Genomic DNA, 26,083 nt, shown 5'->3' on the forward strand with positions numbered 1-26,083 from the left:
GCAGATAGCCGACGACTCCATGTAACGGAGCCCTCTGTTGGGAACGCCGCGCCATCAAGCAGACCACCGGCCGCGGGCGGCCGCCCGCCTGGCCGCCATCGAGCGACCCCGGCCATGCGCTGCCCTGTCCCGGCGGTCATCACCGCGAGCCGCGGCCCGGCGGCTCCTTTTCAGTAGCAGCTACTGAGCTGCGTGCGCGGTGGTGGCGACACCGCGCAGGCAGCAAGGCAGTGGCTTCGGAGGGCAGGCGCCTGGTGTTCAGGGAGATCACCTTCGCCCCCTCGTCTGCCGGATCCACCGGCTCCTGGTCGACGGTCTCGTCTTCGTCGTCCGCCGTGCCGCCGCGGGTGTGGAGGTCGATCTCCTCGGTGTCCTCGAGCGCCTTGCGGGCCTCGACCGCCACGAGATCCGTGCTGATCGAGCCGATCCTGACGACCGTGGCCATCCCGGCGATCACCGCGTGGGCGGGCAGCTGACGGTGCAGCAGCAACACCTCGATCAGCTGCCGAACGCCCTCCCAGTCCCCGCACTTCTTCTTCGCCGCCGCCCGGAACGCCTCATGGGTCTTGGTGAACCCGCCCTCGGCCCGCGCCTGCGCGAGCGCGGAGGGCCCAGCGAAACCCGAGCCCGCACTGAGCGGAGCGACACCGGCTGATGACCCGTCTGCTGTGAGGATCACCGGTCAGCGGGTCACACTCCGATGAAGCGCACCGTTTCTGCCATGTCCGCCCGCCCGGTACGCAGTCGTGGCACGCCTTCCTTCTCGAATCCCACCGCGACACCGCAGAACAGCACGAGTCCGTCATCGGCTCCGACTATCTGGCTGACAGTCTTGCGATACATCGTCCACATCACCTGGGGGCAACTGTGCAACCCTTCCGCCCTCAACAACAGCATGACCGTCTGCAGGTACATCCCCGCGTCCCCCCACTGCCCGGGCCCCATCGTCCGGTCGAGATAGCAGAACAGTACGACCGGCGCCCCGAACGCCTCCGAGTTCAAGGCGGCGATCTTCACGGGCCTGTCAAGGTCGTCGCGCTCGACGGAGCCCGCATCGCCGCAGCCAGCACTCGTTCGAGTACCTCTCTGGGCACCGGCTCATCGCTGAACGCCCGCACGGCCCTGCGACTGTCCACGGCTTCATACACATCCACGCCTTCTCGTCCTCTCACTCCATGGCGGGCAGCGAAGACACGGGGATGATCACCGCACCCGGCGGGCGGACCTGCCGCGCCCGCTGCGCGATGCGGACGCCGCCGAAGCGTGAAGCCGCAGGCGCCGTCGCGGGAGGAGCGGTCCCGGGCGCCGCGGGCTACCGGGCCCCACGGCCGGGGGCCGCAGGGGTGCGCGGTCGCAGGCGCTCTCCCTGCGGCCCGAACATGATCAGGTATTCGACCGGTCCGCCGGGGCCAGCGTTCGCGACCCCGTGGGCGGTGCGGGTGTCGAACTCGGCGACGTCCCCGGCGGCCAGGACGAGGTCCTGCTCGCCGAGCGCGAGCCACAGCCGCCCGTACAGGACGCACAGCCATTCGTACCCGTCGTGGGAGACCTGCCGCGGCCGCGCCGGCGGCGCGTCGACGGCGGGCAGGACGTGCTTGTGGGCGTGCAGGCCTCCCACGTACCGGGTCAGCGGCAGTACCACCTTGTCGTCGCCGGAACGCTGCGGCGCGGAGGGACGCGAGCCGGCCGCCGTGGCGGGTGCGGTGCCGGCCAACTCGTCCAGGGAGATGTCGTACTCCTTCGCGAGCCGCAGGAGCACCTCCAGGGTCGGCTTGCGCCGTCCGGTCTCAATCCGCGACAGCGTGCTCAGCGAGATGCCGGTCGCACAGCTGACGCCGGTGAGCGTGGCGCCGCGCCGCTCGCGCGCGGCCCGCAGCCGGGGGCCCATGGCCGCCAGCGTGTCGGCTACAGCGTCGTCCGTCATCGTCGCTCCACTCCCTCCGGCCGCACCACCTGCACCACTCTGTCCTGCAAGTTTGCCAGAATGGCAAGGCTGATCGCGTCGGACGGCCACCGCGCCGCATGATCGGTGGGTAACCGAGGCCGCCCGTGAACCGAGGAGAAGCCCATGCACCCCGAGCCGTCCGCCGACCTTCGCCACCGCACCATCGAGGCCCCGGCCGGGCGCCTGCACCTGGTCGAGCAGGGCACCGGCCCGCTGGTCCTGCTCGTCCACGGCTTCCCCGAGTCCTGGTACTCCTGGCGCCGCCAGCTCCCGGCCCTCGCGGCGGCGGGATACCGGGCCGTCGCGCTCGACGTGCGCGGCTACGGCCGTTCCTCCAAGCCGACCGCGACGGACGCCTACAGGATGCTCAACCTGGTGGGGGACAACGTTGCCCTGGTGCGCGCCTTGGGCGAGGAGACGGCGGTGATCGTCGGGCACGACTGGGGCTCCAACATCGCGGCGGCCTCCGCCCTGCTCCACCCCGAGGTCTTCCGCGCCGTCGGACTGCTGAGCGTCCCCTACGCGCCGCCCGGCGGCCCCCGCCCCACCGACATCTTCGGTCGGATCGGCGGCCCTGAGCAGGAGTTCTACATCTCGTACTTCCAGGAGCCCGGCCGCGCCGAGGCGGAGATGGAGCCCGACGTCCGGGGGTGGCTCGCGGGCTTCTACGCGGCCCTGTCCGCCGACACCATGCCCGCCCAGGGCGAACCCGACCCGCACTTCGTGACCCGCGACGGCGGCCGGCTGCGCGACCGCTTCCCCGGCGGGACGCTGCCCTCCTGGCTGGGCGAGGACGACCTCGACGTGTACGCCGGGGAGTTCGAGCGCACGGGCCTGACCGGGGCCCTCAATCGGTACCGCAACATGGACCGCGACTGGGAAGACCTCGCCCCCTACCGCGGCGCCCCGATCAAGCAGCCGTCCCTGTTCATCGGGGGCGCCCTGGACGCCTCCACGACCTGGATGGCCGACGCGATCGACGCCTACCCAGCCACCCTCCCCGGCCTGGCCGCCTCCCACGTCCTGGACGGCTGCGGCCACTGGATCCAGCAGGAGCGCCCCGAGGAGGTCAACCGCCTGCTGACCGGCTGGCTCGCCTCCCTCACGGGCTGAACCGCCAGGAGTGCCGGCCGGGCTCCGCCGCCGACGACCCCCGGCCGACACCCCCGAGGGCGGCACCCGGGACCCGGCCATCAGCGCCGCGCGTCCCCCGACACGAGCAGGCTGGTCACCTCGGCAATGCCTCCGCCGAGAGCTTGAAGTACCGCCGGTTCACTGCTCTGCCCTTCGTACGGCAGGGGGCTCGGACGGCTCGGCGCGCACCAGGAACACGGTCGGCCCGGGCTCCGGCCTGGATTCCGCAGGTGCCTGCGGCTGCGGCAGGCCGGGCGGCAGCACGGGCCGCCCCACGGCAGGAGCCCGCACGGCGCGGAGATGACATGCGCCAGGCCCAGCAGAACAGCAGGCAGAGCGGATGACTACCGGATGACTACCCGTCAAACCCTCATTTCCCCGGGTCACCTCGGTAGCACAAACCGTGGCAGTGGTTTCGTAACACGGACCGCGGCATCGCCGACTCCCCCGTCCGCAGGGCCATCCGCCGCTGTGGTTGGCCAGGCGCCGGGCAGGTCGGTCGGTGAGGACCTGCGGCGCGTCCGTACGGCAGGGTGGAGCTCCGCACCCGGAGCAGCTCGGTACGGGCGGCGGCCTCCACGATCCGGCGGGCGGCCGGACGACCAGGTCGCACCCACACCAGGTCGACCGGAGCCAGAACGGCCCGCAGGTCCTCCGGTGGACCGCTGCCCCCTCACGCATCTCCGCTACCGGGCGAGCGTCACCTCGACCGGGCGTTCGGGCACCCGGCGAAGGTCTGACTTGGTCCTGTTGGATTTCGCGGAGACTGCGGAATAACCGTCGGTCTGCCGGCTCATGGCTCCGGCGTGGCGCCGGCCGGAGGCTGGATCCGCTGGAGCATCTGCTCCATGACGGGGATGGGCAACGCGGGGTGCTGGGCTGCGGCTTGCGCGGTATCGGTGTCCCGAAGCAGCCGGATCAGCACCCGCGCGGGCAGTCCGGGGTGCCGCGCAGCCGCGCGGCGCACGCGTTCGTGCGGGTCGGTCGTCGAAGCCGTACGGCCGACGCGGGTGTCAGCCGGAGGTCGGTCGCGGCCCGGTGTCGAACTTCCTCATCGCTGTCCCGGCTGAACCGCTCGACCAGCTCGGCAGTCAACTCCGGGTCGCCCAAGGCCAGTTGGCGCATTCGCGGATTCGGGTCGTCGGCGTAACGGAGCAGGTCGCGACGGGGGAAGTTCGGATGACCGTGGGGGCGATCGGGGGTGCTGAGGCTGCCGGTCCACCACTGCCACACCCTCAGCAGCATGTCCGCGGGTGCGTCGTCGCAGGATTCCGCGAGGAAGAGCTGGACGACACGGTCTTCGTCGCGGGCGAGGCGTTCGACAACGTCCGGTGGGAGGCGCCGGGCCCGGGCAACGCTTCTGCGTACGAGGGGGTGGGTGGAGGCGGCCAAGCGGCGCATGGCGCCGGGATCCTGGTGCAGTGCCATGACCCAGTCGAGCGGGTAGTGGTGGCCGCGCGGGTCGAAGTCGACAGGAATGTCCGCCCGCTGTCCCTCGGTGAGGTCGGAGCGTATGGCCACCACGGAGCGGACGTTCTCGTCGGAGTCCTGGGCAAGGAGGATGACCAGGTCCGGGTCCAGGTGCGGGTTGCCCGCGAGGGAGCAACGCTGGGCAGGGTTGCCGTGGTGGGCCAGGTGTTCGGCGAGGCCGCGCTCCAGACGGCCCGTGCCCACCGCGTGGTCGGTGAGTTCCGCGGTGTCAAAGACCGACCGGGGCATCGGGTGCTCCTGGTGGTACTGGAGCAGTGCTTCGATGCGGACCTTGCCGTAGGGGTCGCCCAGCAGCGCGCGCCGGGCCGGAGTGTCCAGATGAGGCCAGGCCCTCCGGCAGGCCGAGGCCCGTACGGACGGGTCGACGTCGACGGCAAGGGCGGTGAGTATCCGTACGGGCAGGCCGGGAAGGCGAGCTGCCTCCTCGCGGACCCGCGCGGACGGGTCCGTAGCGAGCTGCTCGTACGCGGCGTCGGTGAGTTCGGCACGCCGGTCCGCCGCGAACATGGTGAGGATCCACCGGTGCCGGGATTCCTGTTCGCCCAGGATCAGGCGGGCCCACTGTTCAGCGGTGATGTTCGGCTGAGCCTCGGCCAGCAGCTGCCGTAGCTTCCACTCCGGGTGGACCATGGCCGCCTCGACGACCGCCGTCGGCAGGTGGCGCCACAGGAGGAAGTGCGACAGGCCCAGGAGGCGGGCGCGGAGATCATCGGGTGTGGCCTGGTTGAGGGCCAGCCCGTGCGCCCACATCTCGCGCAGTCCCGTCGAAGGTCCCGGTCCCTGAAGCAGTGCCGCCCAGGCAGCTTCCCGCTCCCGAGGGGTTTCCCGGGCCGCCACCTGCGCGGCTGCCTCCTGCCGCTCCGCGAGGTGGTCCAGCAGGGTGAACCAGACCTCGTCCTCCTCGGTCGTCACTCCGATCAGAGTGCTGCCGTCCGTCGCGAGGGTGACGAACTCCGGCTGCCCGGGCCGCGCGCCGAGGACTCCGGCGAGGTCCCACTGACCAGTGAGCCGCACCCGCGTCCAGCGCCTGGGCGCACAGCCCGTCCAGTGGCCGGCGACATCGATGAGGAATACGCCGTCCTCGCCAATGATCCCGTTGCCGACCGCGAGCCGGTGCCACTGTGCGTTGAGCTCGGCAATCAGGTCGGGCAGGTCCTCCCGCACAGCCACGGTCGGCTTGGCGCCGCCCGAGACGACCGGTCGCCAAGCTGCTCGGGGTGGCAGTACCTCCTCGGTCCCCCAATCCCCCACAACTTCCAGCCCCGCACGCCGCAACAACCCTATGAGCTTGTCTTTCTCACCCGTCGCGGGAACTCATCCTGCCCGAAGCGGCTCTCTGTCTTCCCAGCGACCGCACTTAGTCGGACAGGCAGTTCAGGAAGCCGCTGAGCACGGCGCGCCAGGATCCGCAGGAGCGGACGACCGTACGGCCTGCCGCCATGTCGGCGGCCTTGATGACGCGGGTCTGCTCCAGGCGTGTCTTCGTCGCCCAGGCCGACGACTTCGGGCACACGGTCAGCCTGGCCGGAGTCTGCGTCGAACCCGACGGCAGCGACGTGGCCGGCCAGGTCGGGGGCGATGGCTGCCCACCGCTCCCTCAGGCGGGGCGCCGACGATCGGGAGCTCCCAGGCCCGCTCGGTGACTAGTGCCGCGACCGGCAATGTTTGCCCGTCGAGGAGCGGCGTCCGGTGCGTGTGATCGCAAGGCGGCCGGAAGCCCTTGTAGCGGAGCTACCTGGGGTTTTGGCCAACGCGGTGAGCGCGCGTGCTGGGCGTCGCGACGGGGCAAACGTTGTCGGGAGGGGCACTAGGGCCTGGCGCTGCTCCGAGGCCCATCGGCTCGCGCCATTCCCGGCGCGCCGTACGGACCGGCCGCGGCCTCTGCTTGGCCTTCCGGCCGCCGTTCTTTCGGGCCTGCTCATCGCAGCCCACAGCGCAATCCAAGCCAAGACAACGCCAGTATGTTCGGCCCGGGCTCCCCAACAAACGCGGAAAAGCGGTATCGGATTCCTCCGATACCGCCTGCGACCTGCGTAAACGCTGGTCGGGACGACAGGATTTGAACCTGCGACCCCTTGACCCCCAGTCAAGTGCGCTACCAAGCTGCGCCACGTCCCGATGCGGGTCTGACCTGGGGTTTCCCCTGGCCGAACGCGCATGAGAACAATACCGCACTCGGCATGGTGGTCACGAACCGCTTTCCCCGGGGCCGTCGGAGGTGGCTTGACCTCAAGTGTGGTTCACGTTGCACCGTGGACCGTATGACAAAGACAGCTCCGACCTTCCCTTCCGGCCGCACACCGAGCCGCACGGCCGACTATCAAGATCTGACGAGGCTGCTGAGCCTCATGACGGGTGACGAGAAGCACGGGCCCGCCGCGACCTCCACGCTCGACGCGCTCTGGGTGCTGTACGACCGGGTGCTGCGGGTGTCGCCGGAGACCGTCGACGCGCCGGAGCGTGACCGCTTTCTGCTCTCCAAAGGGCATGGCCCGATGGCGTACTACGCCGTCCTCGCCGCCAAGGGATTCCTCGCCGAGGAACTGCTGCCCGGCTTCGGCTCGTACAACTCACCGCTCGGCCACCACCCCGACCGGACGCTCCTGCCCGGCGTCGAGATCGGCAGTGGCTCGCTCGGGCACGGGCTGCCGCTCGCCGTGGGCAGTGCGCTCGGGCTCCGGGCGCAGGGACTGACCGAGCCCCATGTCTGGGTGCTGATCGGCGACGCCGAGCTCGACGAGGGCAGCAATCACGAATCGATCGCCTACGCGGGCCCCGCCGGGCTCGGACAGCTCCACACGCTGGTGATCGACAACGCCTCCGCGAGCCACGGCCGGCCCGGCGGGATCGTCTCCCGGTTCGAGGCCGCCGGCTGGTCGGCCGAGACCGTCGACGGACGGGACCACGAGGCGATGTACGCGGCATTCACCGCCCCGCATCCAGGCCGGCCGCGGGCCGTGGTGGCCCGTGTCGAGCCCAAATTCTGACCGCGGACGACAGCACCCGAACACGCCTTCGGGCATCTACTTCCGGCATCTACAGGGGAGCTCCATGGACACCATGCGGGACCGTTTCATCACCACCGCCTCCGAGCTGCTGGACGAGGATCCACGGCTCGCGCTCGTCCTGGCCGAGATCAGCCGGGACGGCTTCGTCGCGGCGGAGCGCCGCCATCCGGACCGGGTCATCAATGTCGGGATCCGGGAACAGCTTCTGGTCGGCGTGGGCGGCGGACTCGCCCTCACCGGGCTCCGCCCGATCGTGCACACCTTCGCCAGCTTCCTTGTCGAGCGCCCCTTCGAGCAGGTGAAGCTGGACTTCGGCCATCAGGGCGTGGGCGGAGTGCTGGTGAGCGCGGGCGCCTCGTACGACTGGCCCGCGGGCGGGTTCACCCATATGTCGCCGGGCGATGTCGCGCTGATGGACACACTCGACGGCTGGACGGTGGAAGTGCCGGGACATCCGGACGAGGCCGAGGCGCTGCTGCGGCGGGCCGCGGCCGGGGACGGCCGGGTGTATCTCAGGCTCTCGCTCCAGAGTAACGACCGGGCGCGGCCCGTGACCGGCCCGGGCTTTCGGACCGTACGGGAAGGACGCGGCGCGGTGGTGATCGCCGTCGGGCCGATGCTGGACAACGTACCGGCGGCGACGGAGGGCCTGGATACGACGGTGCTGTACGCGACGACCGTGCGGCCGTTCGACCCGGAGGCGCTGCGCCGGGCCGTCGCGGGCGGGACCACGGCGGATGTCGTGCTTGTCGAGCCGTATCTCGCCGGCACTTCCACGGCCGCGGCGAACGACGCCTTGTCCGACACGCCGCACCGGGTGCTCGGCCTCGGGGTGGCGCGCCGCGAACTGCGGCGGTACGGCCAGTTGGAGGAGCACCTGGCCGGACACGGCCTCGACCCGAAGTCGCTGCGCGAGCGGATCTCGGCATTCTTGAGGCACTGAACCAGGGCACTGAACAAGGGCGCCGGACCAGGGCGCTGAACCAGGCGCTGAACGGCGGTGCCGAAACGTGACGCGCCCTGCGCTGTTCGCGCGTACGGGGCACCCTGGACTGGACGTACGCCCATCCGCCGGGCCCGTTCCCGGCCGTACCCTCCGGAGCCCGCCATGACCGCCAGCGGTGATCTGCTCGTCGACGCCTTCGGCCGTATCCGTGAGACCGTCCACGAGGTGGTCGACGGCCTCTCCCCCGACGAGCTGGCGGTGCGGCTGGACGACGGGGCCAACTCGATCGCCTGGCTCGTCTGGCATCTCACCCGGATCCAGGACGACCACATCGCCGACGCGGCAAGCCTGGACGAGGTGTGGATCGCACAGGACTGGTCGGCGCGGTTCGAGCTGCCGTTCTCGCGGCGGGCGACCGGTTACGGCCACTCCCCCAAGGATGTGGCGGCGCTCGGCGGTGTCCCGGCGGAGCTGCTCGCCGGCTACCACGACGCGGTCCACGATCAGACGGTCGCGTTCATCCGTACGGTCAAGGACGCGGATCTCAAACGGATCGTCGACGACGCGTGGGTCCCGCCGGTCACGCTCGGTGTCCGGCTGATCAGCGTGATCTCCGACGACCTCCAGCATGTCGGCCAGGCCGCCTTCATCAGGGGCTGGCTGGAACGGCCGTAACCACCGGAGCAGGTACGGCGTCCGGCGCCGGGCAGTTGTCCGGCGCGGCGCGGGACGCGGTGGGCGCCCGGGACGCGGTGGGCGGCAGATACGCGAGCAACTGCCGGGCGGCCGGGCCGGTGCGCTGATCGTCCGGGAGCGCGGCCGAGACCTCCCAGAGGTGCTCTCCGGCGTCGGCCAGCGGCACCGTACAGAGGTCCGCCGCCTGCGTCTTACGGGCGATCGGACGTGGCACCACCGCGATACCCAGACCATGGCCGACCAGCTCGATCAGGCTGTGCACATCGTTGACCTCCAGCGCCACGCGCCGTTCGGTACGGGCGGCGGCGAAGGCCCGGTCGGTGAGACCACGGGCGCCCCAGTCCTCGTGGAAGTCCACGAACACCTCGTCGCCCAGCTCCGCCCAGTCCGCCTCGGCCACTCCCGCCAGCGGATGGTCGGGATGGCAGAGCAGCACCATCGGCTCGCTCGCCAGCGGTACCAGCCGTACGCCCTCGGGAACGGTCCCGGACAGGGCGACAAAGGCCAGATCGAGCCGCCCGGCCGCCACATCCTCGACCAGCGAGGCGGATCCGGCCTGCCGCAGCCGTACCTCCACCTCGGGATGCTCGGCTCTGAACCGGGCGAGCAATCCGGGGACATGCACTCCGGTGACACACTGCTCGGTCCCCACCGACAGCGTGCCGCGCAGCAGTCCCTGGACCGCCGCGACGGCCTCCTTGCCCGCCCGCACACTGGCCAGCGCGCGCGACGCCTCCACCAGCAGGGCCTGCCCGGCCCCGGTCAGCTCGACCCTGCGGGTGGAGCGTACGAAGAGCCGCGCGCCCAGCTCGCGCTCCAGGGCCCGCACGGACGCGGAGAGGCCCGATTGCGAGACCATGAGGCGCTGAGCCGCCCTGGTGAAGTGGCGTTCCTCCGCTACGGCGACGAAATATTCGAGGTGGCGCAGTTCCATGAGGACCCAGCCTAATTGAGAAGCCCGGTCGCTCAATGCGTTCGTTTTCTTCTATTGGACGCCTCGCGAGGCAGCGGCAAAGCTTGAGGTACCTCCCGCCGGAACCGGCGGGTTCGCAGCAGGTCCGCAGTAGGTCCGCAGCAGGAAGGGTGCACTCCACCATGAAGACTCGCCGCATCGGAACCGTCGAGGTCAGCGCGATCGGTCTGGGCGGTATGCCGATGTCGATCGAGGGACGGCCCGACGAGGCCCGTTCCCTCGCCACCATCCACGCGGCGCTGGATGCCGGTGTGACACTGATCGACACGGCGGACGCGTACCACCAGCACGCCGACGAGGTGGGCCACAACGAGTCCCTGATCGCCAAGGCGCTGGCGTCCCACGCGCGCGGCTCCGAGGTGCTGGTGGCCACCAAGGGCGGCCATCTCCGTCCCGGGGACGGCTCCTGGACGCTGGACGGCTCTCCCGAGCACCTCAGGGCGGCCTGCGAGGCGTCGCTCGGTCGCCTCGGTGTGGAGGCGATCGGGCTGTACCAGTTCCACCGTCCCGACCCGAAGGTGCCGTACGAGGAGTCCATCGGCGGTCTGCGCGACCTCCTCGACGAGGGCAAGATCCAGCAGGCCGGTATCTCCAACGCCAACCCGGAGCAGATCCGGTCGGCGCAGGAGATCCTCGGCGGCCGGCTGGTATCCGTACAGAACCAGTTCTCGCCCGCCTTCCGCTCCAGCGAGCCGGAGCTCGAGCTGTGCACGGAGCTGGGCATCGCGTTCCTGCCGTGGAGCCCGTTCGGCGGGATCAGGCGCGCCGGTGAACTGGGCTCCTCGCACGGCGCGTTCGCGCGGATCGCGGAGGCGCACGGCGTGAGCCCGCAGCAGGTGTGTCTGGCCTGGATGCTGGCCAAGTCGCCCGTGGTGGTGCCGATCCCGGGCTCCAGCCGTCCGGAGACCATCCGTGACTCGGTCGGCGCTGCGGACCTCGTGCTCGACGCCGCCGAGGTGGCGGAGCTGGACGCGGCCTGACGATCGCCGCGAGGCGCCCGGCCACCTGACCGGCCACGGCGCCCAAAGCACGAGCCTGACGCATCACCGCATCACCCCCAGCCGACCCGTCCGGGCGCACTCCCGGACGGGTCGTTCGCGTTCCCGGACGGAAGCCCTGTCCTCCGGCGGACGGCCCCGCCCCGGACGGCCCTTCCCTCGTCCCGCCCCCAAGTGCCGTGCCGCAGAGGGCTCTTCCGACCCATTGACCCCCTGTGACACCGGAACCTACGCTGTGTGACGCACTCCAGAAAGCGCTTTCTAAACCCGCAGCCGGCTCTACCAGCACCGGGAGCGCCCATGAGAACGCCCATCAGAACGTCCTCACCCTTCCTTGCGATCACCGCGTTGCTGGCGCTCGTCCTCGGACTCGGGATGGCCTCGCCGCCCCGCGCCGACGCGGCGCCGTTCCGCGTTCTGGTCTTCTCCAAGGTCACCAACTTCGAGCACGACTCGATCCCGGCCGGGATCGAGGCCGTCCAACAGCTCGGCAGCGAGAACGGATTCGAGGTCGAGGCCACCAGCGACGCCTCGGCCTTCACCGAGGACAATCTCGCCCGCTTCCAGGCGATCGTCTTCAACAACACCAACTCCACGCCGGAGAGCGGCGATCTGCTCGACGCCGCACAGCGCGCCGCGCTCCAGGCGTTCGTGCGCGGAGGCGGCGGCTGGGTCGGTCTGCACGCCGCCTCCGCCAGCGAGCGCGACTGGAACTGGTACGAAGGGCTGGTCGGCGCGATCTTCGACAAGCATCCCGCCGTCCAGACGGGCCGGGTGAAGGTGCTCGACCAGGTGCATCCCTCCACCCAGGGCCTGCCACAGCTCTGGGAGCGTACGGAGGAGTGGTACAACTGGCGCGTCAATCCGACCGGCAAGGTCCATACGCTCGCCCAGATCAAGGTGAACGACGGGATCGACGGCCTGGACGAAGGCGTCGACCACCCGTGGTCCTGGTGCCAGAACTACGACGGCGGACGCTCCTGGTTCACCGCCGGCGGGCACGCCGCCTCCGCCTTCCAGGAGGACGCCTTCCGCAAGCATCTGCTCGGCGGCATCCAGTGGGCGGCGGGCAACAAGCCCGGTGACTGCACCGCCACCAAGACGGGCGCCTTCCAGCGCACTCCGCTGGCCACCAGCGATCTCGCCGATCCCTTCGAGCTGGCCGTCGCGCCGGACCGCCGTGTCTTCTTCATCCAGCGCACCGGCAAGCTCAAGGTGATCGACCAGCAGACGCTCCAGGTCTCGACCGCGCTGGACTTCGCGTACACACCGGAGATGACGAGCCAGTCCGACGGACTGCTCGGTCTCACGCTCGATCCGGACTTCGCGGAGAACAACTGGCTCTATCTGCTGCACTCCGACAAGACCGAGAAACGGCTCAATCTGTCGCGCTTCACGGTCACCGGCAACACCGTCGACCCGGCCTCGGAGAAGCGGCTGCTGACCGTGCCGACACTGCGCGGCGAGGGCCGGGCCAACTCGCACATGGCGGGCTCGATCACCTTCGACAAGAACGGTGATCTGTATGTCGCGACCGGCGACAACACCGATCCCTTCGCCTCCGACGGCTTCAGCCCGATCGACGAGCGCGAAGGGCGCCGCGCCTGGGACGCCCAGACCACGGCGGGCAATACGAACGATCTGCGCGGCAAGGTTCTCCGTATCACGCCCGAGGACAACGGCACATACTCCGTTCCCGAGGGCAATCTCTTCGCACCGGGCACGGAGAAGACCCGTCCGGAGATCTATGCGATGGGCATGCGCAATCCGTTCCGTATCACCACCGATCCGCTGAGCGGCGCGCTGCTGGTCGGCGACTACGGGCCCGACGCACGGGAGGCGGTCGCCAACCGCGGTCCTGAGGGCACCGTCGAGTACAACCGCATCACGGAGCCGGGCAATTACGGCTGGCCGTACTGCACCGGCAACAACACACCGTTCAACGACTACGACTTCGCCACCGGGACCTCGGGCGCGAAGTTCGACTGCGCCGCTCTCGTCAACGACTCGCCGAACAACACCGGTCTGCGCGAGCTGCCCGCGGCCAAGCCCGCGACGGTCTGGTACGCCTACTCCGCCTCGCCGCAGTTCCCCGAACTGGGCACGGGCGGCGGCGGACCGATGGGCGGGCCGGTCTACGACTACGATCCCGCGAACACGTATCCGTCCAAGTTCCCGGAGTACTTCGAGGGAAAGTGGTTCAACTACGAGCTGACCAGGACCTGGTTCAAGACCTTCTCGTTCCAGGAGGAGGACCAGACCTTCACGGATCCGCGCTTCGAGCCTGCCGAGGCGGGCGATCTCCACTCCATCAACGGTGTGTTCGGCGATATGAGCTGGAACCAGCCCTTCGACGCGGACTTCGGCCCTGACGGAGCGCTGTACGTCATCGACTTCGGGCTCGGCAGCGGCACGGGCCGCGGCGGCAGCAACGAGGGCTCTGGCATCTACCGGATCGACTATGTCGGCGACGGCCGGCTGCCCGACGCCAAGACGGCGGCGAGCCCGGACAGCGGGCCCGCACCGCTGACGGTGGCCTTCTCCAGCGAGGGTTCAGGACTGCCCGGCGGCAAACCGGTGTCCTACGCCTGGGACTTCGACGGCGACGGGACCACCGACTCGACCGAGGCGAATCCCTCCCATGTCTACCGCGACAAGGGCCGGTTCACGGCCCGGCTCACGGTCACGGGCCCCGGCGGGCTGACCGCGCTCTCCGTCCGGGAGATCACCGTCGGCAACACGCGGCCGGTGGTCACCATCCAACAGCCCCCGAACGGCGGGATGTTCAGCTTCGGCGACACCATCCCGTTCACCGTGAAGGTGAAGGACCGCGAGGACGGCAAGACCGGTGAGGGCGGGACGATCGACTGCTCGCGGGTGGTCGTACAGTCGCAGCTCGGCCATGACAGCCATCTCCATCCGCTGGACAACTACACGGGCTGCGCCGGGGAGATCGTCACCGACGCCGGGGACAGCCACGGTCCCGGGCAGAATCTGTACTACGGCGTCACCGCACAGTACGAGGACAAGGGCGTCGAGGGCGTGCCCGCCCTGACCGGTTCGTCCTCGCTGACGCTGCGGACCGCCTTCCGCGAGGCGGAGCACCGTACCGCCACCGGTGGCGCGCACGACGGCGCCGTGACCGGTGACCGCGCCGACGCCTCCGGCGGCAAGCGGCTCACGGAGATCGAGGACGGCGACTGGATCTCCTTCGATCCGGTCAATCTCAAGGGAATCTCCTCGGTCACGGTCGGCGCCGCCTCGGGCGGTCTCGGCGGGGACATCGAATTCCGTAACGGCTCGCCGACCGGTCCGCTGCTGGGCAAGGTGACGATTCCGAACACCGGCGGCTTCGGCAATGTCATCTCCCCGACCGTCGCGCTGAAGAGTCCGGGCGGTTCGGTGAAGCTGTACGTGGTCTTCACCAATCCCGGCTGGTCGGCGGAGAAACCGGATCTCCTCGCGCTCGACTGGCTGCACTTCAACGGTCGCGGAGTCGAGAAGAAACCGGTCACGAAGGTGAAGGTCAAGGCGGCACCCGCCTCGGGCACCGCGCCGCTGGCGGTGGAGCTCAGCAGCACGGTCAAGCCGGTGTCCGGGCGCACGATCGCCTCGTACCACTGGGACTTCGGCGACAACACCAAGGGCTCGGGTACGGAAGGGCCGACCGCGGCCCATACGTACTCCAGGCCGGGCGCGTACACGGCGCATCTCACCGTCACCGACGACAAGGGTGACACGACCACCGGCGCGGTCCGGATCGACGCGGGCCCCGCGGCCTGAGAGGAGAGCGACCATGAGCAGCACCCGAAGAGCGTTCCTGGGCAAGGCCGTTGGACTGGCGGCACTGGGCATGGGTACGGCGGTGGCGTCGGCGACCGCCGCCAACGCCGCCACCCATGGCGCCACCACCTATGGCGCCGGCGCCGCAGGCCGCTGCCCGCGGCGGCGCATACCGCCGTCCGGGATCGGTATGCACCTCTACACCATGCGCACACCGCTCGCGACGGACTTCAAGGGAACGCTGGAGCGGCTGGCGGAGATCGGTTACGCGACGGTCGGTGTCAGCGGCAGACACGGCCACAGCGCGGCCGACATCCGGCGGATGCTGGACGAGACGCGGCTCAAGGCCGTGCTCGAACATGTCGCCTACACCACGGTCACCGGCAGCGGACTGCCACAGGCGATCGAGGACGTCCGCACACTGGGCGGAAAGTGGGTGGTGGTGCCGAGCCTGCCGGCCGGGATGCACTCACCGGCCGGATACCGGGAAGCGGCACGGCAGTTCAACGCGGCAGGGCGCGTCGCCCGGGAGTCCGGGCTCAAGGTGCTCTTCCACAATCACGACGGCGACCACAGTGTGATCGACGGCGAGAGCCTGTACGGCATCCTGCTCAAGGAGACCGATCCCGAGCTGGTGGGCTTCGAGCTGGATCTGTACTGGGCGGCGAAGGGCGGGGACGATCCGGGCCGGCTCTTCGTCGAACACCGCAACCGGTTCCCGGCTCTGCATGTGAAGGACATGGCGCCGAACGGTGGTTTCGAGGACGTCGGCTCGGGAGTGCTGGACTTCCCAGCGATGTTCGACACCGCGCGCAGCGGCGGTGTGCGGCAGTGGCTGGTGGAGCACGACGCGCCGGCCGATCCGTTCGCGTCGGCGCTGAACAGCTACCGGTATCTGTCGCGGCTTCGGTACTGAGCCGAGATTGACGAGGGCTTACGGTGTGGTCCCGGCCGCTGTCACACGGCGGCCGGGACCGGCCCGAGGTCCTTCCCGGGGTGCTTGGAGTTCCCGAGGTCCTTGTAGAAGAAGGTGGTCGAACGGAGCGTCCCGCCCGGGTCGGCGGCATGGCCGGGAACCACTCCGATCACGGTCCAGCCCGCCGAGCGGTAGAGCGTCTCGGCAGGACTGCCGGTCTCGGTGTCGAGCAGCAGCAGCGTCACACCCGCCTCGGCCGCGGCCTCCTCCGCCGCGGTGAGCAACGTACGGCCGAGCCCTTTACCCCGCGCGTCGCGGTGCACCATCAGCTTGACGATCTCGGCGCGATGGCGGGCGTTGGGTTTGTCCGCGAAAGACACACCGACGGTCCCCACGATCCGTTCGCCGTCCCGGACGATCCGTACAGACAGCCGTCCCTCCCGTACCGCAGTGGCCTGCGCCCGCCACCATCGCGCCGCTGTCGCACGGTCCAGCGGATGGAGAAAGCCGATGGAGGCGCCGCCCGCCACCGTGTCGAGCATCAGATCGGCCAACGCGTCAGCGGCGTCGAGCAGTTCGTCGGCGCAGAGCCGTATCACCTCGGGCACATGCGTAGGACCGGCGCTCATGGCTGGACCATCACAACGGCGTACCGGACCGGATCAGGCCCCGGGCAGCGAAAGCGCGGGCCCCATAGCCGTATCCGCAGACAGTCGCCCGCGTTCATAGGCGAGCGGCGAGCAGCTCGTCAACGGGATCGGCGCCGGGAGCAGTACCGAGGTCGGCGCCGGGAGCGTTTCCTTCAGTCTCACTTTCTCTCACATACGGAACGATATCCCGCATCCAGGATGCGCCGCGAAGAGCCCCGGGATCAGTCCTGCGCCGAGGCCGCGCCCAGCAGTCCCCGGATATGTCCGGCTGCCTCACGGAACTCCGGCCGTCCCAGCGTCTCCGTGTAGTCACGCTCGGGCGGCAGCCCGACATCGATGATCTCGGTGATCGTGCCCGGGCGCGGGCTCATCACCACCACCCGGTCGGCGAGATAGACGGCTTCCGAGATGGAGTGGGTGACCAGCAGCACGGTGGTGCCGGTCTCGCGCCAGATGCGGTTCAGCTCCATGTTCATCTGCTCGCGCGTCAGGGCGTCGAGCGCGCCGAACGGCTCGTCCATCAGCAGTACGGGCGGCTCGTGCAGCAGTGCGCGGCAGAGCGCGACACGCTGCTGCATACCGCCGGACAGCTCGTGCGGATACGCGTCCTCGAAGCCGGAGAGCCCGGTCATCGCGATCAGTTCGTCCGCACGCGCCCGGGCCCGCTCGCCCGGCATCCGGCGCATCTCCGCTTGGAGCAGGATATTGCGCCGGGCGGTGCGCCACTCCAGCAGCGCGGCCCGCTGGAAGACATAGCCGATGTCGTGCCGTGGCCCGTCGACCCGGTCGCCGTGCAGCCGTACGGCGCCCGCGGATGCCCGGAGCAGGCCCGCGACCAGTTTGAGCAGTGTTGACTTGCCACAGCCCGAAGGGCCGACGATGGCCACGAACTCGCCCGGCGTCACATCGAGGGAGACCTCGTGCAGGGCGGTCACATCGCGCTTCTTCGTCCGGAAGCGAACGGCCACGTCCTCCAGACCGACGGCCGCCGCCGTCCCTCCTTCGGCCGCCGTCCCTCCGCCGGTCACCGGCCCTCCCTCGGCCGGCCCGGCAGCCTTCCGCAACGTCAAGTCCCTGGCCATCGTCATCCCTTCAGCGCCGTGCCGCTGTCCCAGTACTCCGCGACCGGCTTCGGGCTCTTCACCAGATCGGCCTCGGTGAAGACATCGATGGTCTGCTGCCAGTCGCTCTCGGTGTTGACACCGGGCGCCTTGCCCTGTGTCGCGTCGGTGTGCAGCAGTGTGAGTGTCGTCCTGAACTGTTCCGAGAGCACACTCTCGGGCGGCAGTTGCTCCGACGCGCCCTCCATCGCCGCGACGGCCGGCTCCGGCGCCTTCTCGGCCGCCGCCCAGGACTCGCTGACGGCCTGGACCATGCGCCCGGCCAGTTCGCTCCTGCCGGAGAGGATCTCCCGGCCCGCGATCAGACCGTTGGAGTAGAAGTTGAGACCGTGCTCCGAGAAACGCAGATACGAGACCTGCTTCTTGGCCTTGTCCTGCATCGTCGGGCCCTGGTCACTGGCGTAGCCGAGCAGCGCGTCCGTCTTTCCCGAGATCACCGCGGCGATTTTGCCGGCCGGATCGGTGTTCTGGATCCTGACGTCCGACTCCTTGAGGTTGTTCTTCGCCAGGAAGATCGGGAAGGTCTTGCTCAGCGCGTCACCGGCCGTGCCCGCGATGGTCTTGCCCTTGAGATCGGCGGGAGCCCGGACGTTCTCGCTGTCGAAGAACTGTACGGAGGACGGTGTGGTCTGGAGGAAGACACCGAGGCTCTTGACCGCGATGCCCTGGTCCACTCCGCTGAGCACGGCGGGTGTGTCGGCCCAGCCGAAGTCGGTCTGTCCCGCGCCGGTCGCCTGTACGGTCTTCTGCGAGCCCTGGCCCGCGCGGATCGTCAGATCGATGCCGTGCTTCTCGAAGATCTTCTGCTGCTTGCCGTAGTAGAACGGCGCGTGTTCGCCGTACGGATACCAGTTGAGTGTCAGCGTGACCTTGTCGAGCTTCTTGCCCGATTCGCTGGTGCTGGTGCCCGAGCCGTCCTCGCCGCAGGCGGTGGCGACCAGGAGCAGCGGTACGAGGCCGATCAGGAGTCTGCGCGCATGCATGGCTGGCCCTTCCCGGAACGGGGTCGAGTCGAGACGAGACGGAGCGGGACAGAACGGACGAGACGGAACGGGACGGTAAGTGTCAGTAGGCGGTGGTGACATTGCTGTCGCGGCGGCTGGCGTGCCACGGCAGCAGCAGCTTCTCGGCGATCTCCACCAGGACGAAGAGGACGACGCCGATCAGTGACATGACGAGCAGTCCGGCGAAGAGCATCGGAGTGTCGAGATTGCCGTTCGCCTGGAGGATCACATAGCCGAGCCCTTCGTTCGCGCCCACGAACTCCCCGACGACCGCACCGGTCACCGCGAGCGTCACGGCGACCTTCAGCCCGGAGAAGAGATGCGGCAGCGAGGCGGGAAAGCGGATCTTGGCGAAGGTCTGCCAGGGCTTCGCGCCCATGGTCGCGGAGAGCTGGAGCATCTCCGGATCGACCGCCTTCAGCCCGGTGACCATCGAGATCACCACCGGGAAGAAGGCGATGAGCACGGCGATCAGGATCTTCGGTGTGATACCGAAGCCGAGCCACACCACGAACAGCGGCGCGATGGCGATCTTCGGCACGACCTGGGCGAACAGCAGGATCGGATAGAGCGTCTTCTCGACGGTCGAGGAGTAGACCATCACCACCGCCGCGAGCACTCCGACCACGACGGCGATCGCGAAGCCGAGCAGCGTCTCATAGGTCGTCACCCAGGTGTGCTGCCAGAGATAGCCGGCCTTGCCCGTGAGCACATCGAGCGTCGCGCCGGGCGAGGGCACGAGATACGGCTCCACCAGCTCGGCCGCGGCGATGATCCACCACACGACGAAACAGGCGCCCAGCAGCACGACAGGCCGCCAGCCCGCCTCCACCACGCGGCCGAACCGCTCGCCCGCGCCCGGTCTGCCGCGTTCAGCGACTCCCGCCACATCCTTGGCCGGTGCCGGTGCCGACTCCGATGCCGGACTCGGTGTTGGTGTCGGTACGACGCTCTGGCTCACAGTGAACTCCTCGGGAAATCCGGGTAGTTACAAGAGCGGTGCTCCCCGACAGCGCTTTCAGAAAGCGCTTTCTGGTAGGGTGATCGCCACGCTAATGACTGCCCGTCCGTACGGTCAATAGGTCGTCCCGAACTTTCGGGGTCCGCAGGTTCTCCTCGGGCACCGCCGCCACCGCCGCCGCGACCTGGGGGTCGAGTTGAGTGAGTTGAGTGAACGGGAAGCACAGACCCATGTGACGCTGGACGCCGTCGCCCGCCGCGCGGGTGTCTCCCTGGCGACCGCGTCCCGGGCGCTGAACGGCACGGCGCGCGTCCGTGAGGAGCTGCGGCAACGGGTGCGGGCCGCGGCCGATGTGCTCGGCTATATCCCCAACGCCCATGCCCAGGCCCTCGCCAGCGCCTCCAGCAACACCGTCGGTGTCATCTGCCACGATGTGGGCGATCCCTACTTCGCCGCGATCGCGGGCGGTGTGATGCGGGCCGCCGCCGAGCAGGACGTCCTGGTCATGCTCGCCAGCACCTTCCGCGAACCGGCCAAGGAGATCGCGTATGTCTCGGTGCTCCGCGCCCAGCGCGCCCGTGCGATCCTGCTGATCGGCTCGGGCTTCCAGGACCCTGCCTGGGAGCGGAGGTTGGGCGCGGAACTGGCGCCGTACATCCGCGCGGGCGGCAGGGTCGCCGTCGTGAGCCGCCATCGCAGTCTGCGCACGGACGCCGTGCTGCCCGAGAACCGCGCGGGGGCCGCCGATCTCGCCCGCGCTCTGCTGGGCCTGGGGCACCGGGAGTTCGCCGTACTGAGCGGTCCGCGTGAACTCACCACGGTCGCCGACCGGTTGGCCGGATTCCGGGAAGGGCTGATGAAGGCCGGGATCACGCTCGGCGCGGGATCCGTGGTGCACGGCGCCTTCACCCGTGAGGGCGGCTACGCAGCCGCGCGGGAACTCCTCGTACGGTCCGGTCCCTCCGCCCGGCCCACCTGTGTCTTCGCGGTGACCGATGTGATGGCCGTCGGCGCGCTGGCCGCTTTCCGCGAGGCGGGCCTACGGGTCCCGGAGGACCTCTCGCTGGCCGGCTTCGACGACATCCCGCTCGTACGGGAGCTGACTCCGCCGCTCACGACCGTCGCCCTGCCGCTCACCGCGATGGGCGAGAGCGTGATCTCGCTCGCGCTGCGCGAGCCGCGCGGCACACGCTCACGGGTGCTGCGAGTAGGCGGCGAGGTGGTCCTGCGCGCGAGTACGGCGCCTCCGCCGTCGCGCACCATCTCGCCCTACTGGGAAACCTGTTGACGGATCGTCATACGCGTACCTCACCGGGGCAGCAGATCGAGCGGCATCAGATCAAGCCGTCCTCCCTGCGATGGATCCGCGTCATCAGCTCCGCGGCATACGACTTGATGGTGTCCAGTCCCGAACGGCCCCAGCGCCGCGGCTCGGTGTCGATCACGCAGACGGTGCCCAGGGCCAGCCCCGTACGGTCCGTACGGTCCATGAGCGGCGCTCCCAGATAGGAGCGGATACCGATCTCGTCGACGAGCGCGTTCGCGGCGAACCGTGGGAAGTCCTGTACGTCCTCCAGCACCAGCGCCTTGCGCCGTACCACCACATACGGGCAGTAGCCGAGGTCCCTGGCCATGAACCGGCCCTCACCGGCGCCAGGAGGAGCGTGCAGCCCGGCGAAGAACTGACGCTCCTCGCCGATGAAGTTGACCATCGCGTACGGAGCGCCGGTCAGCTGCGCCAGCTCCCGTGCGAAGGCGTCGAAGACCGGCTCCGGACGCTCGCCGAGACCGAGCTCGCGCAGCCGCACCACACGCTCGGGCGCGTCCCGGTCGACCGGAGTGAGAAGCTGACGTCCGATCGGGTCGTACTGCATGCCCGTCCTCCGTGGTGTCCGCGTCATTCGACCGGAACCGGCGACAGAGCCGAAGCCGAAACCGGGGACAGAGCCGGTGACGGTGACGATGGCCGCGCCGGTGACGGCGGCGGTGACGCCGACGCCGACGCCGACGAGGTGAGGAGATGCTGAACGAGCGTGACCAAGGTCTGGATACCGGAGCTGGCGATACGGGCGTCGCAGAGCACGATCGGCACCTCCGGTCTGAGGTCCATGGCGGCCCGTACCTCCTCCGCGCCATAGCGGTAGGAGCCGTCGAACTCATTGACGGCGACGACGAATCCGATGCCGCGCTGCTCGAAGAAGTCCACCGCGGAGAAGGAGTAGTCCAGCCGCCGGGTGTCGGCCAGCACGACCGCGCCGAGCGCGCCTCGCGACAGCTCGTCCCACATGAACCAGAAACGCTCCTGGCCCGGTGTGCCGAAGAGATAGAGCACATGACGCTCGTCCAGCGTCATCCGGCCGAAGTCCATGGCGACCGTGGTCGCCGTCTTGGTCTCGACGCCCGTCAGATCGTCGGTTGCCGCGCCGACCTGGGTCAGCAGCTCCTCCGTACTCAGCGGCGCGATCTCACTGACCGCTCCCACGAAGGTGGTCTTGCCGACGCCGAAACCGCCCGCGACAAGGATCTTCAGCGCGGTGGGAAAGGGCCGGGAAGAGGATTCGGGGAGGGCTTCAGAGCTGTCGTCGTAGGCCATCGAGCACTGCCTCCAGCAGGAAACGGTCGGTGGGGTGGTCAAAACTGTCGGGGGGTCGTGCGGTGATCGCCCCGCAGTCCACCAGATCGGAGAGCAGGATTTTGGTGACCGAGGCGGGGAGACCGAGATACGCCGCGATCTCCGCCACCGAGGTCGGGCCCGCGCAGAGGCCGACAGCCTGGGCATGCTCGGGCCCGAGATCCGGTGGAGGCACCAGCCCGGTGGCCCTCACCAGTGTCAGCAGATCGAGTGATGTCGTGGGCCGGGTACGGCCTCCGCTGACGGTGTACGGGCGGATGAGCCGGCCGGCCGCGCCGTCGAGCAGAGGCCCTTCCTTCGGGACCGGCACGGTCAACGGCCCAAAGCGCCCGGGGCGGAGCCGGCGGTCTGTCTCAACGGAGTGGCCAGATATGGTCGTACGCTCTTGACCAGCATGGCCATCTCGTAACCGAGCACCGCGGCATCCGCCTCACGTCCCGCCAGTACGGCGAGACAGGTGCCCGAGCCCGCCGTGGAGACGAAGAGCAGAGTCGAGTCCAGTTCCACCACGACCTGACGGACCTCGCCGCCGTCCCCGAAACGCACTCCGGCGCTACGGCCCAGGGAGTACAGACCGGAGGCGAGGGCGGCCATGTGGTCGGCGCTGTCGGTGTCCATACCGTGCATGGATCTCACCAGGCCGTCGGCGGAGAGCAGCACCGCGCTGCGGGTGTACGGGACACGCTGGACCAGACCGCTCAACAGCCAGTCGAGGTCCGAGACATGGCCGGTCGGCACATCGCTCGCCATGGTGCATCTACTCCTTGGATGTGGTGTCGTGGCGCTGCGGTTCCGGCTGTTCGGACTGCTCCGGGGAGTGCGCCACGGGCTGGGACTCGGCGAGACCGATGCCTCGCCGGAAGGCGGCCATCAGCCCGGGATCATGGAGCGCGGGCTCGGCGGCGGGCGGTGGCGGAGGCCCGTCCCGCAGCTGTGGGACAAGGTGCTCCTGGCCACGGCGCTTGGGCAGTTGGGGCCTGCTCCTGGTGGCGCGGATCGTGCCGTCGTCGGCGGGCTCGGCCAGCGGGACGACGGGCGAGGTGGTCGGCTCCACCGGAGTGACAGGACGTCTGCGGTGGCCGTGGCGGGCGCCGGGACGCGCGGCGGCGGGCGTGGGCCGGTCGGTCTGCGCGCCGCGTACGGGCAGCGGGACCGGCCCTGTGGGCGCGGGAGGCACGGCTGGGGCGGCCGGGGCTGCTGGTACGGCGGCGGGCCCAGGTGCCTCGTACGCCTGCGGCCGAGGCGGCGCCGACGCGTGCTGCCTCGGTACGGGCACCACCGTGGGCGCGGGCGCAGGCGCGGGCATGGACGTGGGCGTGGTCATCGGCTCAGGCACGGGCGGGGACGCCGGCGGATGACCGTCCGGTTCCGTGTCCTCCGGGCCGAGGAGCGCCTGCGGCAGCACCAGCACCGCCTGGACACCACCGTAGATATTGGACTGGAGCCGCACCGCGATCCCATGTCTGCGCGCCAGCGCCGAGACCACGAAGAGCCCGATCCGCCCGTCCTGGAGCAGATGTGCCACATTCACCTGGTCGGGACGGGCGAGCAGGGCGTTCATCTTCTGCTGCTCGCCGGGCGGCATGCCGAGGCCGCGGTCCTCCACCTCGATGGCCAGCCCGGCCGTCACACGCTGAGCCCGCAGCAGCACTTGGGTGTGCGGGGACGAGAACAGCGTGGCGTTCTCGACCAGTTCGGCGAGCAGATGGATGACATCGGCGACGGCATGGCCGCGCAGAGCGCCGTCGATCGGCGGCACCAGCTTGATCCGCGGATACTGCTCCACCTCGGCGATGGCCGAGCGCAGCACCTCGGTCATGATGACCGGCTTGGTCCACTGGCGCCGGGAGACGGCTCCGCCGAGGACGGCGAGATTCTCGGCGTGGCGGCGGATCCGGGTGGCGAGATGGTCGACGTGGAAGATGCCTTTCAGCAGCTCCGGATCCTCGACCTGGTTCTCCAGCTCATCGATGATCTGGATCTCGCGATGGACCAGCGACTGGAGCCGACGGGCCAGATTGACGAAGACCTCGACCTTCTGTTCGTTGCCGACGCTGCTGGAGAGCCTGGACGCCTGGACGACGGCGGTGACGGCCGCTTCGTGCGAGCGGCCCAACTCCTCCGCCAGCAGATCGAGTTCGTCTCCGCCGGGCGCCTCGGCCGAGGACGGGGACGAGGCCTGGGACGAGGACGGCGTACGACGCGCGGGAAGGCGCTCGCCGCGTCTGAGCTGCTCGATGACCGTATGGAGATCGGCCTGTCCGCGCACGCTGGACCGGCGCAGCGCCTCGCAGCGGTCGACGATGGACTTGGCCGTACGCTCCGCTCCCAGCGCCGCCGCGCCGATGGCGGCGAAGGCGAGCAGCGCCGTGCCGACCAGGGCCGTCCAGATCTCGGCGGTCGGTTCGGCCGCTGCCGAGCGGAGGACGACCACCACGGCGGCGGCGCCGCTCAGCGCGGCGACTATCGCCGGAAGGACGGCGGTACGCAGAAGCTGAGGGCGCATACGGACATCGGGCGGCAGCGGCGGGTTGCGTCTGGCCGCAGCGGACAGCGAGCGGGCGCCCGGCCTGCCGTGCCGCCCGCCCTCGCGACGCTCCGGCCGCGCGATGGGTGCGCGAAGTTGAGACATCAGTGCCCTCCGTTGATCACCGAGCACACACGGTAGTCGCCGAACGTTCATCCACGGTGGACAGTTGACGAACTTGCCCACAGAGCATCCCGCTCCGGTATGAGCCCTCGTACATCAGCGCGAAATACAGCATTCGGCCCGGCGCGGAACGCCGGGCCGAACTCCCGATGAGGACAGATGGTCAGCGACTCACGACGCGGAGGGAAGGATCACGGAACGGGTGAGATGGCGCGGGCTGTCCGGGTCGAGGCCGCGCCGGTCCGCGAGGGCGAGGGCCAGCCGCTGGATCCGTACCAGTTCGGCCAGCGGATCGAGCCGGCCCGCCACCCACAGCCCACCGGTCGCCCGTACCTGTTCCGCCAGCCCTTCCGGAGCGGGACCGAGCGCCCAGGTCGCCGTTCCGGTGGTGGTGATGCTGATCGGACCGTGGCGGTACTCCATCGCCGGATACGCCTCGGTCCAGGCGAGGGACGCCTCCCGCATCTTGAGCGCGCCCTCCTCCGCGAGCCCGACCGACCAGCCGCGGCCGAGGAAGGTGAACTGTGTGCACTCGGTGATGCCTTCGGGAAGCGGATCCTTGAGGGCCGTCTCCGCGTCCGCGACCACGGCGTCGGAGTGCAGACCGAGATGGGCGCGGAGGAGGGTGAGGGCCGTGGTGGCGAACCGCGTCTGGACGACGGACCGTTCATCGGCGAAGTCCAGTACGACCAGATCGTCGGCCGCCGAGCGCACCGGAGTGGCGGCATCCGCCGTGATCGCGGTCGTACGGGCCGTACCGCGCACCTCCGCGAGCAGCCGCAGCACCTCGGTCGTGGTGCCGGAGCGCGTCAGCGCGACGATCCGGTCGTAACGACGGCGGGCCGGGAACTCGGAGGCGGCGAAGGCGTCGGTCTCGCCCAGTCCGGCGTCCTCGCGGAGCGAGGCGTAGGCACGGGCCATGAAGAGCGAGGTGCCGCAGCCGACCACGGCCGTACGTTCACCGGGCTCGGGCAGTCGCTCGCGCACCTCGTCCACCAGCGCCGCGGCCCGGCGCCAGCACTCGGGCTGGGTGGCCAGTTCCGTCTGCACATGCGTCATGCGCGTCTCCACTCCCTGCGTCGGATCACCGCGTCGGACACTCTGATCTATTCTGCATGCTAGGAGATACTTACGAGCAGTAACAAACATGCATCGCGCAAGATACGATCAGTACG

Annotated in this window: 23 protein-coding genes, 1 tRNA gene and 1 pseudogene; 8 read left to right on the forward strand and 17 right to left on the reverse strand. The window is 69.7% G+C overall.

Features of this window, described 5'->3' with window-relative positions:
* Positions 1 to 139: 139 nt before the first annotated feature.
* The 3 genes and pseudogenes from ACFV6H_RS07155 to ACFV6H_RS07165 all read right to left on the reverse strand — a co-directional run bounded on the left by ACFV6H_RS07155 (position 140) and on the right by ACFV6H_RS07165 (position 1,924).
* Positions 140 to 679, reverse strand: a complete 540-nt coding sequence (locus tag ACFV6H_RS07155; RefSeq protein ID WP_385539407.1) for a hypothetical protein — start codon at positions 677 to 679, stop codon at positions 140 to 142.
* 11 nt (positions 680 to 690) lie between these two features.
* Positions 691 to 1,154, reverse strand: a pseudogene (locus ACFV6H_RS07160) (nitroreductase).
* A gap of 158 nt (positions 1,155 to 1,312) precedes the next feature.
* Positions 1,313 to 1,924 (reverse strand): helix-turn-helix domain-containing protein, encoded by a 612-nt coding sequence (locus tag ACFV6H_RS07165; RefSeq protein ID WP_385539409.1) that lies wholly within the window; start codon positions 1,922 to 1,924, stop codon positions 1,313 to 1,315.
* Positions 1,925 to 2,068: 144 nt separating this feature from the next.
* Between ACFV6H_RS07165 and ACFV6H_RS07170 the strand changes: the two genes are divergently transcribed.
* The gene (locus ACFV6H_RS07170) at positions 2,069 to 3,058 is read left to right on the forward strand and encodes an alpha/beta fold hydrolase (protein ID WP_385539411.1); all 990 of its coding nucleotides are present in this window, start codon (positions 2,069 to 2,071) and stop codon (positions 3,056 to 3,058) included.
* Positions 3,059 to 3,997: 939 nt separating this feature from the next.
* Here the strand turns inward: ACFV6H_RS07170 and ACFV6H_RS07175 are convergent.
* From ACFV6H_RS07175 to ACFV6H_RS07185, 3 genes are all read right to left on the reverse strand, one after another.
* Positions 3,998 to 5,740 carry a PE-PGRS family protein gene (locus ACFV6H_RS07175; RefSeq protein ID WP_385539413.1) on the reverse strand — a complete coding sequence of 581 codons (1,743 nt, stop codon included), beginning with the start codon at positions 5,738 to 5,740 and terminating at the stop codon, positions 3,998 to 4,000.
* A 187-nt stretch (positions 5,741 to 5,927) separates the two neighbouring features.
* Positions 5,928 to 6,083, reverse strand: coding sequence for a hypothetical protein (locus tag ACFV6H_RS07180; protein WP_385539415.1), 156 nt, complete (start codon positions 6,081 to 6,083; stop codon positions 5,928 to 5,930).
* Positions 6,084 to 6,611: 528 nt separating this feature from the next.
* Positions 6,612 to 6,688: transfer RNA gene (locus ACFV6H_RS07185), tRNA-Pro, on the reverse strand.
* A 143-nt stretch (positions 6,689 to 6,831) separates the two neighbouring features.
* Between ACFV6H_RS07185 and ACFV6H_RS07190 the strand changes: the two genes are divergently transcribed.
* The 3 genes from ACFV6H_RS07190 to ACFV6H_RS07200 all read left to right on the forward strand — a co-directional run bounded on the left by ACFV6H_RS07190 (position 6,832) and on the right by ACFV6H_RS07200 (position 9,199).
* On the forward strand, positions 6,832 to 7,557 hold the full coding sequence (locus ACFV6H_RS07190) for a transketolase (RefSeq protein ID WP_385539417.1): 726 nt from the start codon (positions 6,832 to 6,834) through the stop codon (positions 7,555 to 7,557).
* A 64-nt stretch (positions 7,558 to 7,621) separates the two neighbouring features.
* A complete protein-coding gene (locus tag ACFV6H_RS07195; RefSeq protein ID WP_385539419.1) occupies positions 7,622 to 8,521 on the forward strand; it encodes a transketolase family protein in 900 nt (299 codons plus the stop codon).
* A 165-nt stretch (positions 8,522 to 8,686) separates the two neighbouring features.
* Positions 8,687 to 9,199: a DUF664 domain-containing protein gene (locus ACFV6H_RS07200; RefSeq protein WP_385539421.1), complete on the forward strand. Its 513-nt coding sequence runs from the start codon at positions 8,687 to 8,689 to the stop codon at positions 9,197 to 9,199.
* On the opposite strand, the gene ACFV6H_RS07205 is transcribed toward ACFV6H_RS07200, so the two are convergent.
* A complete protein-coding gene (locus tag ACFV6H_RS07205) occupies positions 9,174 to 10,154 on the reverse strand; it encodes a LysR family transcriptional regulator (RefSeq protein ID WP_385539423.1) in 981 nt (326 codons plus the stop codon). The two genes, ACFV6H_RS07200 and ACFV6H_RS07205, sit on opposite strands and share 26 nt — an antisense overlap.
* A 161-nt stretch (positions 10,155 to 10,315) precedes the next feature.
* Here ACFV6H_RS07205 and ACFV6H_RS07210 point away from each other — a divergent pair, with 161 nt between their 5' ends.
* The 3 genes from ACFV6H_RS07210 to ACFV6H_RS07220 all read left to right on the forward strand — a co-directional run bounded on the left by ACFV6H_RS07210 (position 10,316) and on the right by ACFV6H_RS07220 (position 15,890).
* Entirely contained in the window at positions 10,316 to 11,173 is an 858-nt protein-coding gene (locus ACFV6H_RS07210; protein ID WP_093596423.1) for an aldo/keto reductase, read from the forward strand.
* Positions 11,174 to 11,491: 318 nt separating this feature from the next.
* Positions 11,492 to 14,974: a ThuA domain-containing protein gene (locus ACFV6H_RS07215; protein WP_385539425.1), complete on the forward strand. Its 3,483-nt coding sequence runs from the start codon at positions 11,492 to 11,494 to the stop codon at positions 14,972 to 14,974.
* A gap of 190 nt (positions 14,975 to 15,164) precedes the next feature.
* Positions 15,165 to 15,890 carry a sugar phosphate isomerase/epimerase family protein gene (locus tag ACFV6H_RS07220; protein WP_385539792.1) on the forward strand — a complete coding sequence of 242 codons (726 nt, stop codon included), beginning with the start codon at positions 15,165 to 15,167 and terminating at the stop codon, positions 15,888 to 15,890.
* A gap of 41 nt (positions 15,891 to 15,931) precedes the next feature.
* Here ACFV6H_RS07220 and ACFV6H_RS07225 read toward each other — a convergent pair whose 3' ends face one another.
* From ACFV6H_RS07225 to ACFV6H_RS07240, 4 genes are all read right to left on the reverse strand, one after another.
* The gene (locus ACFV6H_RS07225; protein WP_385539427.1) at positions 15,932 to 16,519 is read right to left on the reverse strand and encodes a GNAT family N-acetyltransferase; all 588 of its coding nucleotides are present in this window, start codon (positions 16,517 to 16,519) and stop codon (positions 15,932 to 15,934) included.
* 242 nt (positions 16,520 to 16,761) lie between these two features.
* Positions 16,762 to 17,568 carry an ABC transporter ATP-binding protein gene (locus ACFV6H_RS07230; RefSeq protein WP_385539429.1) on the reverse strand — a complete coding sequence of 269 codons (807 nt, stop codon included), beginning with the start codon at positions 17,566 to 17,568 and terminating at the stop codon, positions 16,762 to 16,764.
* 56 nt (positions 17,569 to 17,624) lie between these two features.
* Positions 17,625 to 18,644: an ABC transporter substrate-binding protein gene (locus ACFV6H_RS07235; RefSeq protein WP_093596014.1), complete on the reverse strand. Its 1,020-nt coding sequence runs from the start codon at positions 18,642 to 18,644 to the stop codon at positions 17,625 to 17,627.
* Positions 18,645 to 18,726: 82 nt separating this feature from the next.
* A complete protein-coding gene (locus ACFV6H_RS07240; protein ID WP_385539432.1) occupies positions 18,727 to 19,626 on the reverse strand; it encodes an ABC transporter permease in 900 nt (299 codons plus the stop codon).
* Between the two features lie 232 nt (positions 19,627 to 19,858).
* Here ACFV6H_RS07240 and ACFV6H_RS07245 point away from each other — a divergent pair, with 232 nt between their 5' ends.
* Positions 19,859 to 20,914, forward strand: a complete 1,056-nt coding sequence (locus ACFV6H_RS07245; protein ID WP_385539794.1) for a LacI family DNA-binding transcriptional regulator — start codon at positions 19,859 to 19,861, stop codon at positions 20,912 to 20,914.
* Positions 20,915 to 20,960: 46 nt separating this feature from the next.
* Here the strand turns inward: ACFV6H_RS07245 and ACFV6H_RS07250 are convergent, their stop codons facing one another.
* The 6 genes from ACFV6H_RS07250 to ACFV6H_RS07275 form a co-directional block, all read right to left on the reverse strand.
* Complete coding sequence (locus ACFV6H_RS07250; RefSeq protein ID WP_385539434.1) at positions 20,961 to 21,500, reverse strand: GAF domain-containing protein; 540 nt, start codon at positions 21,498 to 21,500, stop codon at positions 20,961 to 20,963.
* A gap of 23 nt (positions 21,501 to 21,523) precedes the next feature.
* Entirely contained in the window at positions 21,524 to 22,219 is a 696-nt protein-coding gene (locus tag ACFV6H_RS07255; RefSeq protein ID WP_385539436.1) for an ATP/GTP-binding protein, read from the reverse strand.
* Entirely contained in the window at positions 22,197 to 22,568 is a 372-nt protein-coding gene (locus ACFV6H_RS07260) for a DUF742 domain-containing protein (protein WP_384975557.1), read from the reverse strand. Before ACFV6H_RS07260 ends, ACFV6H_RS07255 begins: the two co-directional genes overlap by 23 nt.
* 2 nt (positions 22,569 to 22,570) lie before the next feature.
* Entirely contained in the window at positions 22,571 to 23,008 is a 438-nt protein-coding gene (locus ACFV6H_RS07265; RefSeq protein WP_093596032.1) for a roadblock/LC7 domain-containing protein, read from the reverse strand.
* 7 nt (positions 23,009 to 23,015) lie between these two features.
* On the reverse strand, positions 23,016 to 24,890 hold the full coding sequence (locus ACFV6H_RS07270; protein ID WP_385539439.1) for an ATP-binding protein: 1,875 nt from the start codon (positions 24,888 to 24,890) through the stop codon (positions 23,016 to 23,018).
* Positions 24,891 to 25,079: 189 nt separating this feature from the next.
* Positions 25,080 to 25,967 (reverse strand): SIS domain-containing protein, encoded by an 888-nt coding sequence (locus ACFV6H_RS07275; RefSeq protein WP_385539441.1) that lies wholly within the window; start codon positions 25,965 to 25,967, stop codon positions 25,080 to 25,082.
* Between the last annotated feature and the right edge of the window lie 116 nt (positions 25,968 to 26,083).

The organism is Streptomyces sp. NPDC059743 (assembly GCF_042732975.1).
GTDB lineage: Bacteria > Actinomycetota > Actinomycetes > Streptomycetales > Streptomycetaceae > Streptomyces.

Bases quoted from the DNA above. Each gene is read 5' to 3' on its own strand.
- ACFV6H_RS07165 (WP_385539409.1), bottom strand. From the start codon at position 1,924: ATGACGGACGACGCTGTAGCCGACACGCTGGCGGCCATGGGCCCCCGG.
- ACFV6H_RS07170 (WP_385539411.1), top strand. From the start codon at position 2,069: ATGCACCCCGAGCCGTCCGCCGACCTTCGCCACCGCACCATCGAGGCC.
- ACFV6H_RS07190 (WP_385539417.1), top strand. From the start codon at position 6,832: ATGACAAAGACAGCTCCGACCTTCCCTTCCGGCCGCACACCGAGCCGC.
- ACFV6H_RS07195 (WP_385539419.1), top strand. From the start codon at position 7,622: ATGGACACCATGCGGGACCGTTTCATCACCACCGCCTCCGAGCTGCTG.
- ACFV6H_RS07200 (WP_385539421.1), top strand. From the start codon at position 8,687: ATGACCGCCAGCGGTGATCTGCTCGTCGACGCCTTCGGCCGTATCCGT.
- ACFV6H_RS07205 (WP_385539423.1), bottom strand. From the start codon at position 10,154: ATGGAACTGCGCCACCTCGAATATTTCGTCGCCGTAGCGGAGGAACGC.
- ACFV6H_RS07210 (WP_093596423.1), top strand. From the start codon at position 10,316: ATGAAGACTCGCCGCATCGGAACCGTCGAGGTCAGCGCGATCGGTCTG.
- ACFV6H_RS07215 (WP_385539425.1), top strand. From the start codon at position 11,492: ATGAGAACGCCCATCAGAACGTCCTCACCCTTCCTTGCGATCACCGCG.
- ACFV6H_RS07220 (WP_385539792.1), top strand. From the start codon at position 15,165: ATGCACCTCTACACCATGCGCACACCGCTCGCGACGGACTTCAAGGGA.
- ACFV6H_RS07225 (WP_385539427.1), bottom strand. From the start codon at position 16,519: ATGAGCGCCGGTCCTACGCATGTGCCCGAGGTGATACGGCTCTGCGCC.
- ACFV6H_RS07235 (WP_093596014.1), bottom strand. From the start codon at position 18,644: ATGCATGCGCGCAGACTCCTGATCGGCCTCGTACCGCTGCTCCTGGTC.
- ACFV6H_RS07250 (WP_385539434.1), bottom strand. From the start codon at position 21,500: ATGCAGTACGACCCGATCGGACGTCAGCTTCTCACTCCGGTCGACCGG.
- ACFV6H_RS07255 (WP_385539436.1), bottom strand. From the start codon at position 22,219: ATGGCCTACGACGACAGCTCTGAAGCCCTCCCCGAATCCTCTTCCCGG.
- ACFV6H_RS07265 (WP_093596032.1), bottom strand. From the start codon at position 23,008: ATGGCGAGCGATGTGCCGACCGGCCATGTCTCGGACCTCGACTGGCTG.
- ACFV6H_RS07270 (WP_385539439.1), bottom strand. From the start codon at position 24,890: ATGTCTCAACTTCGCGCACCCATCGCGCGGCCGGAGCGTCGCGAGGGC.
- ACFV6H_RS07275 (WP_385539441.1), bottom strand. From the start codon at position 25,967: ATGACGCATGTGCAGACGGAACTGGCCACCCAGCCCGAGTGCTGGCGC.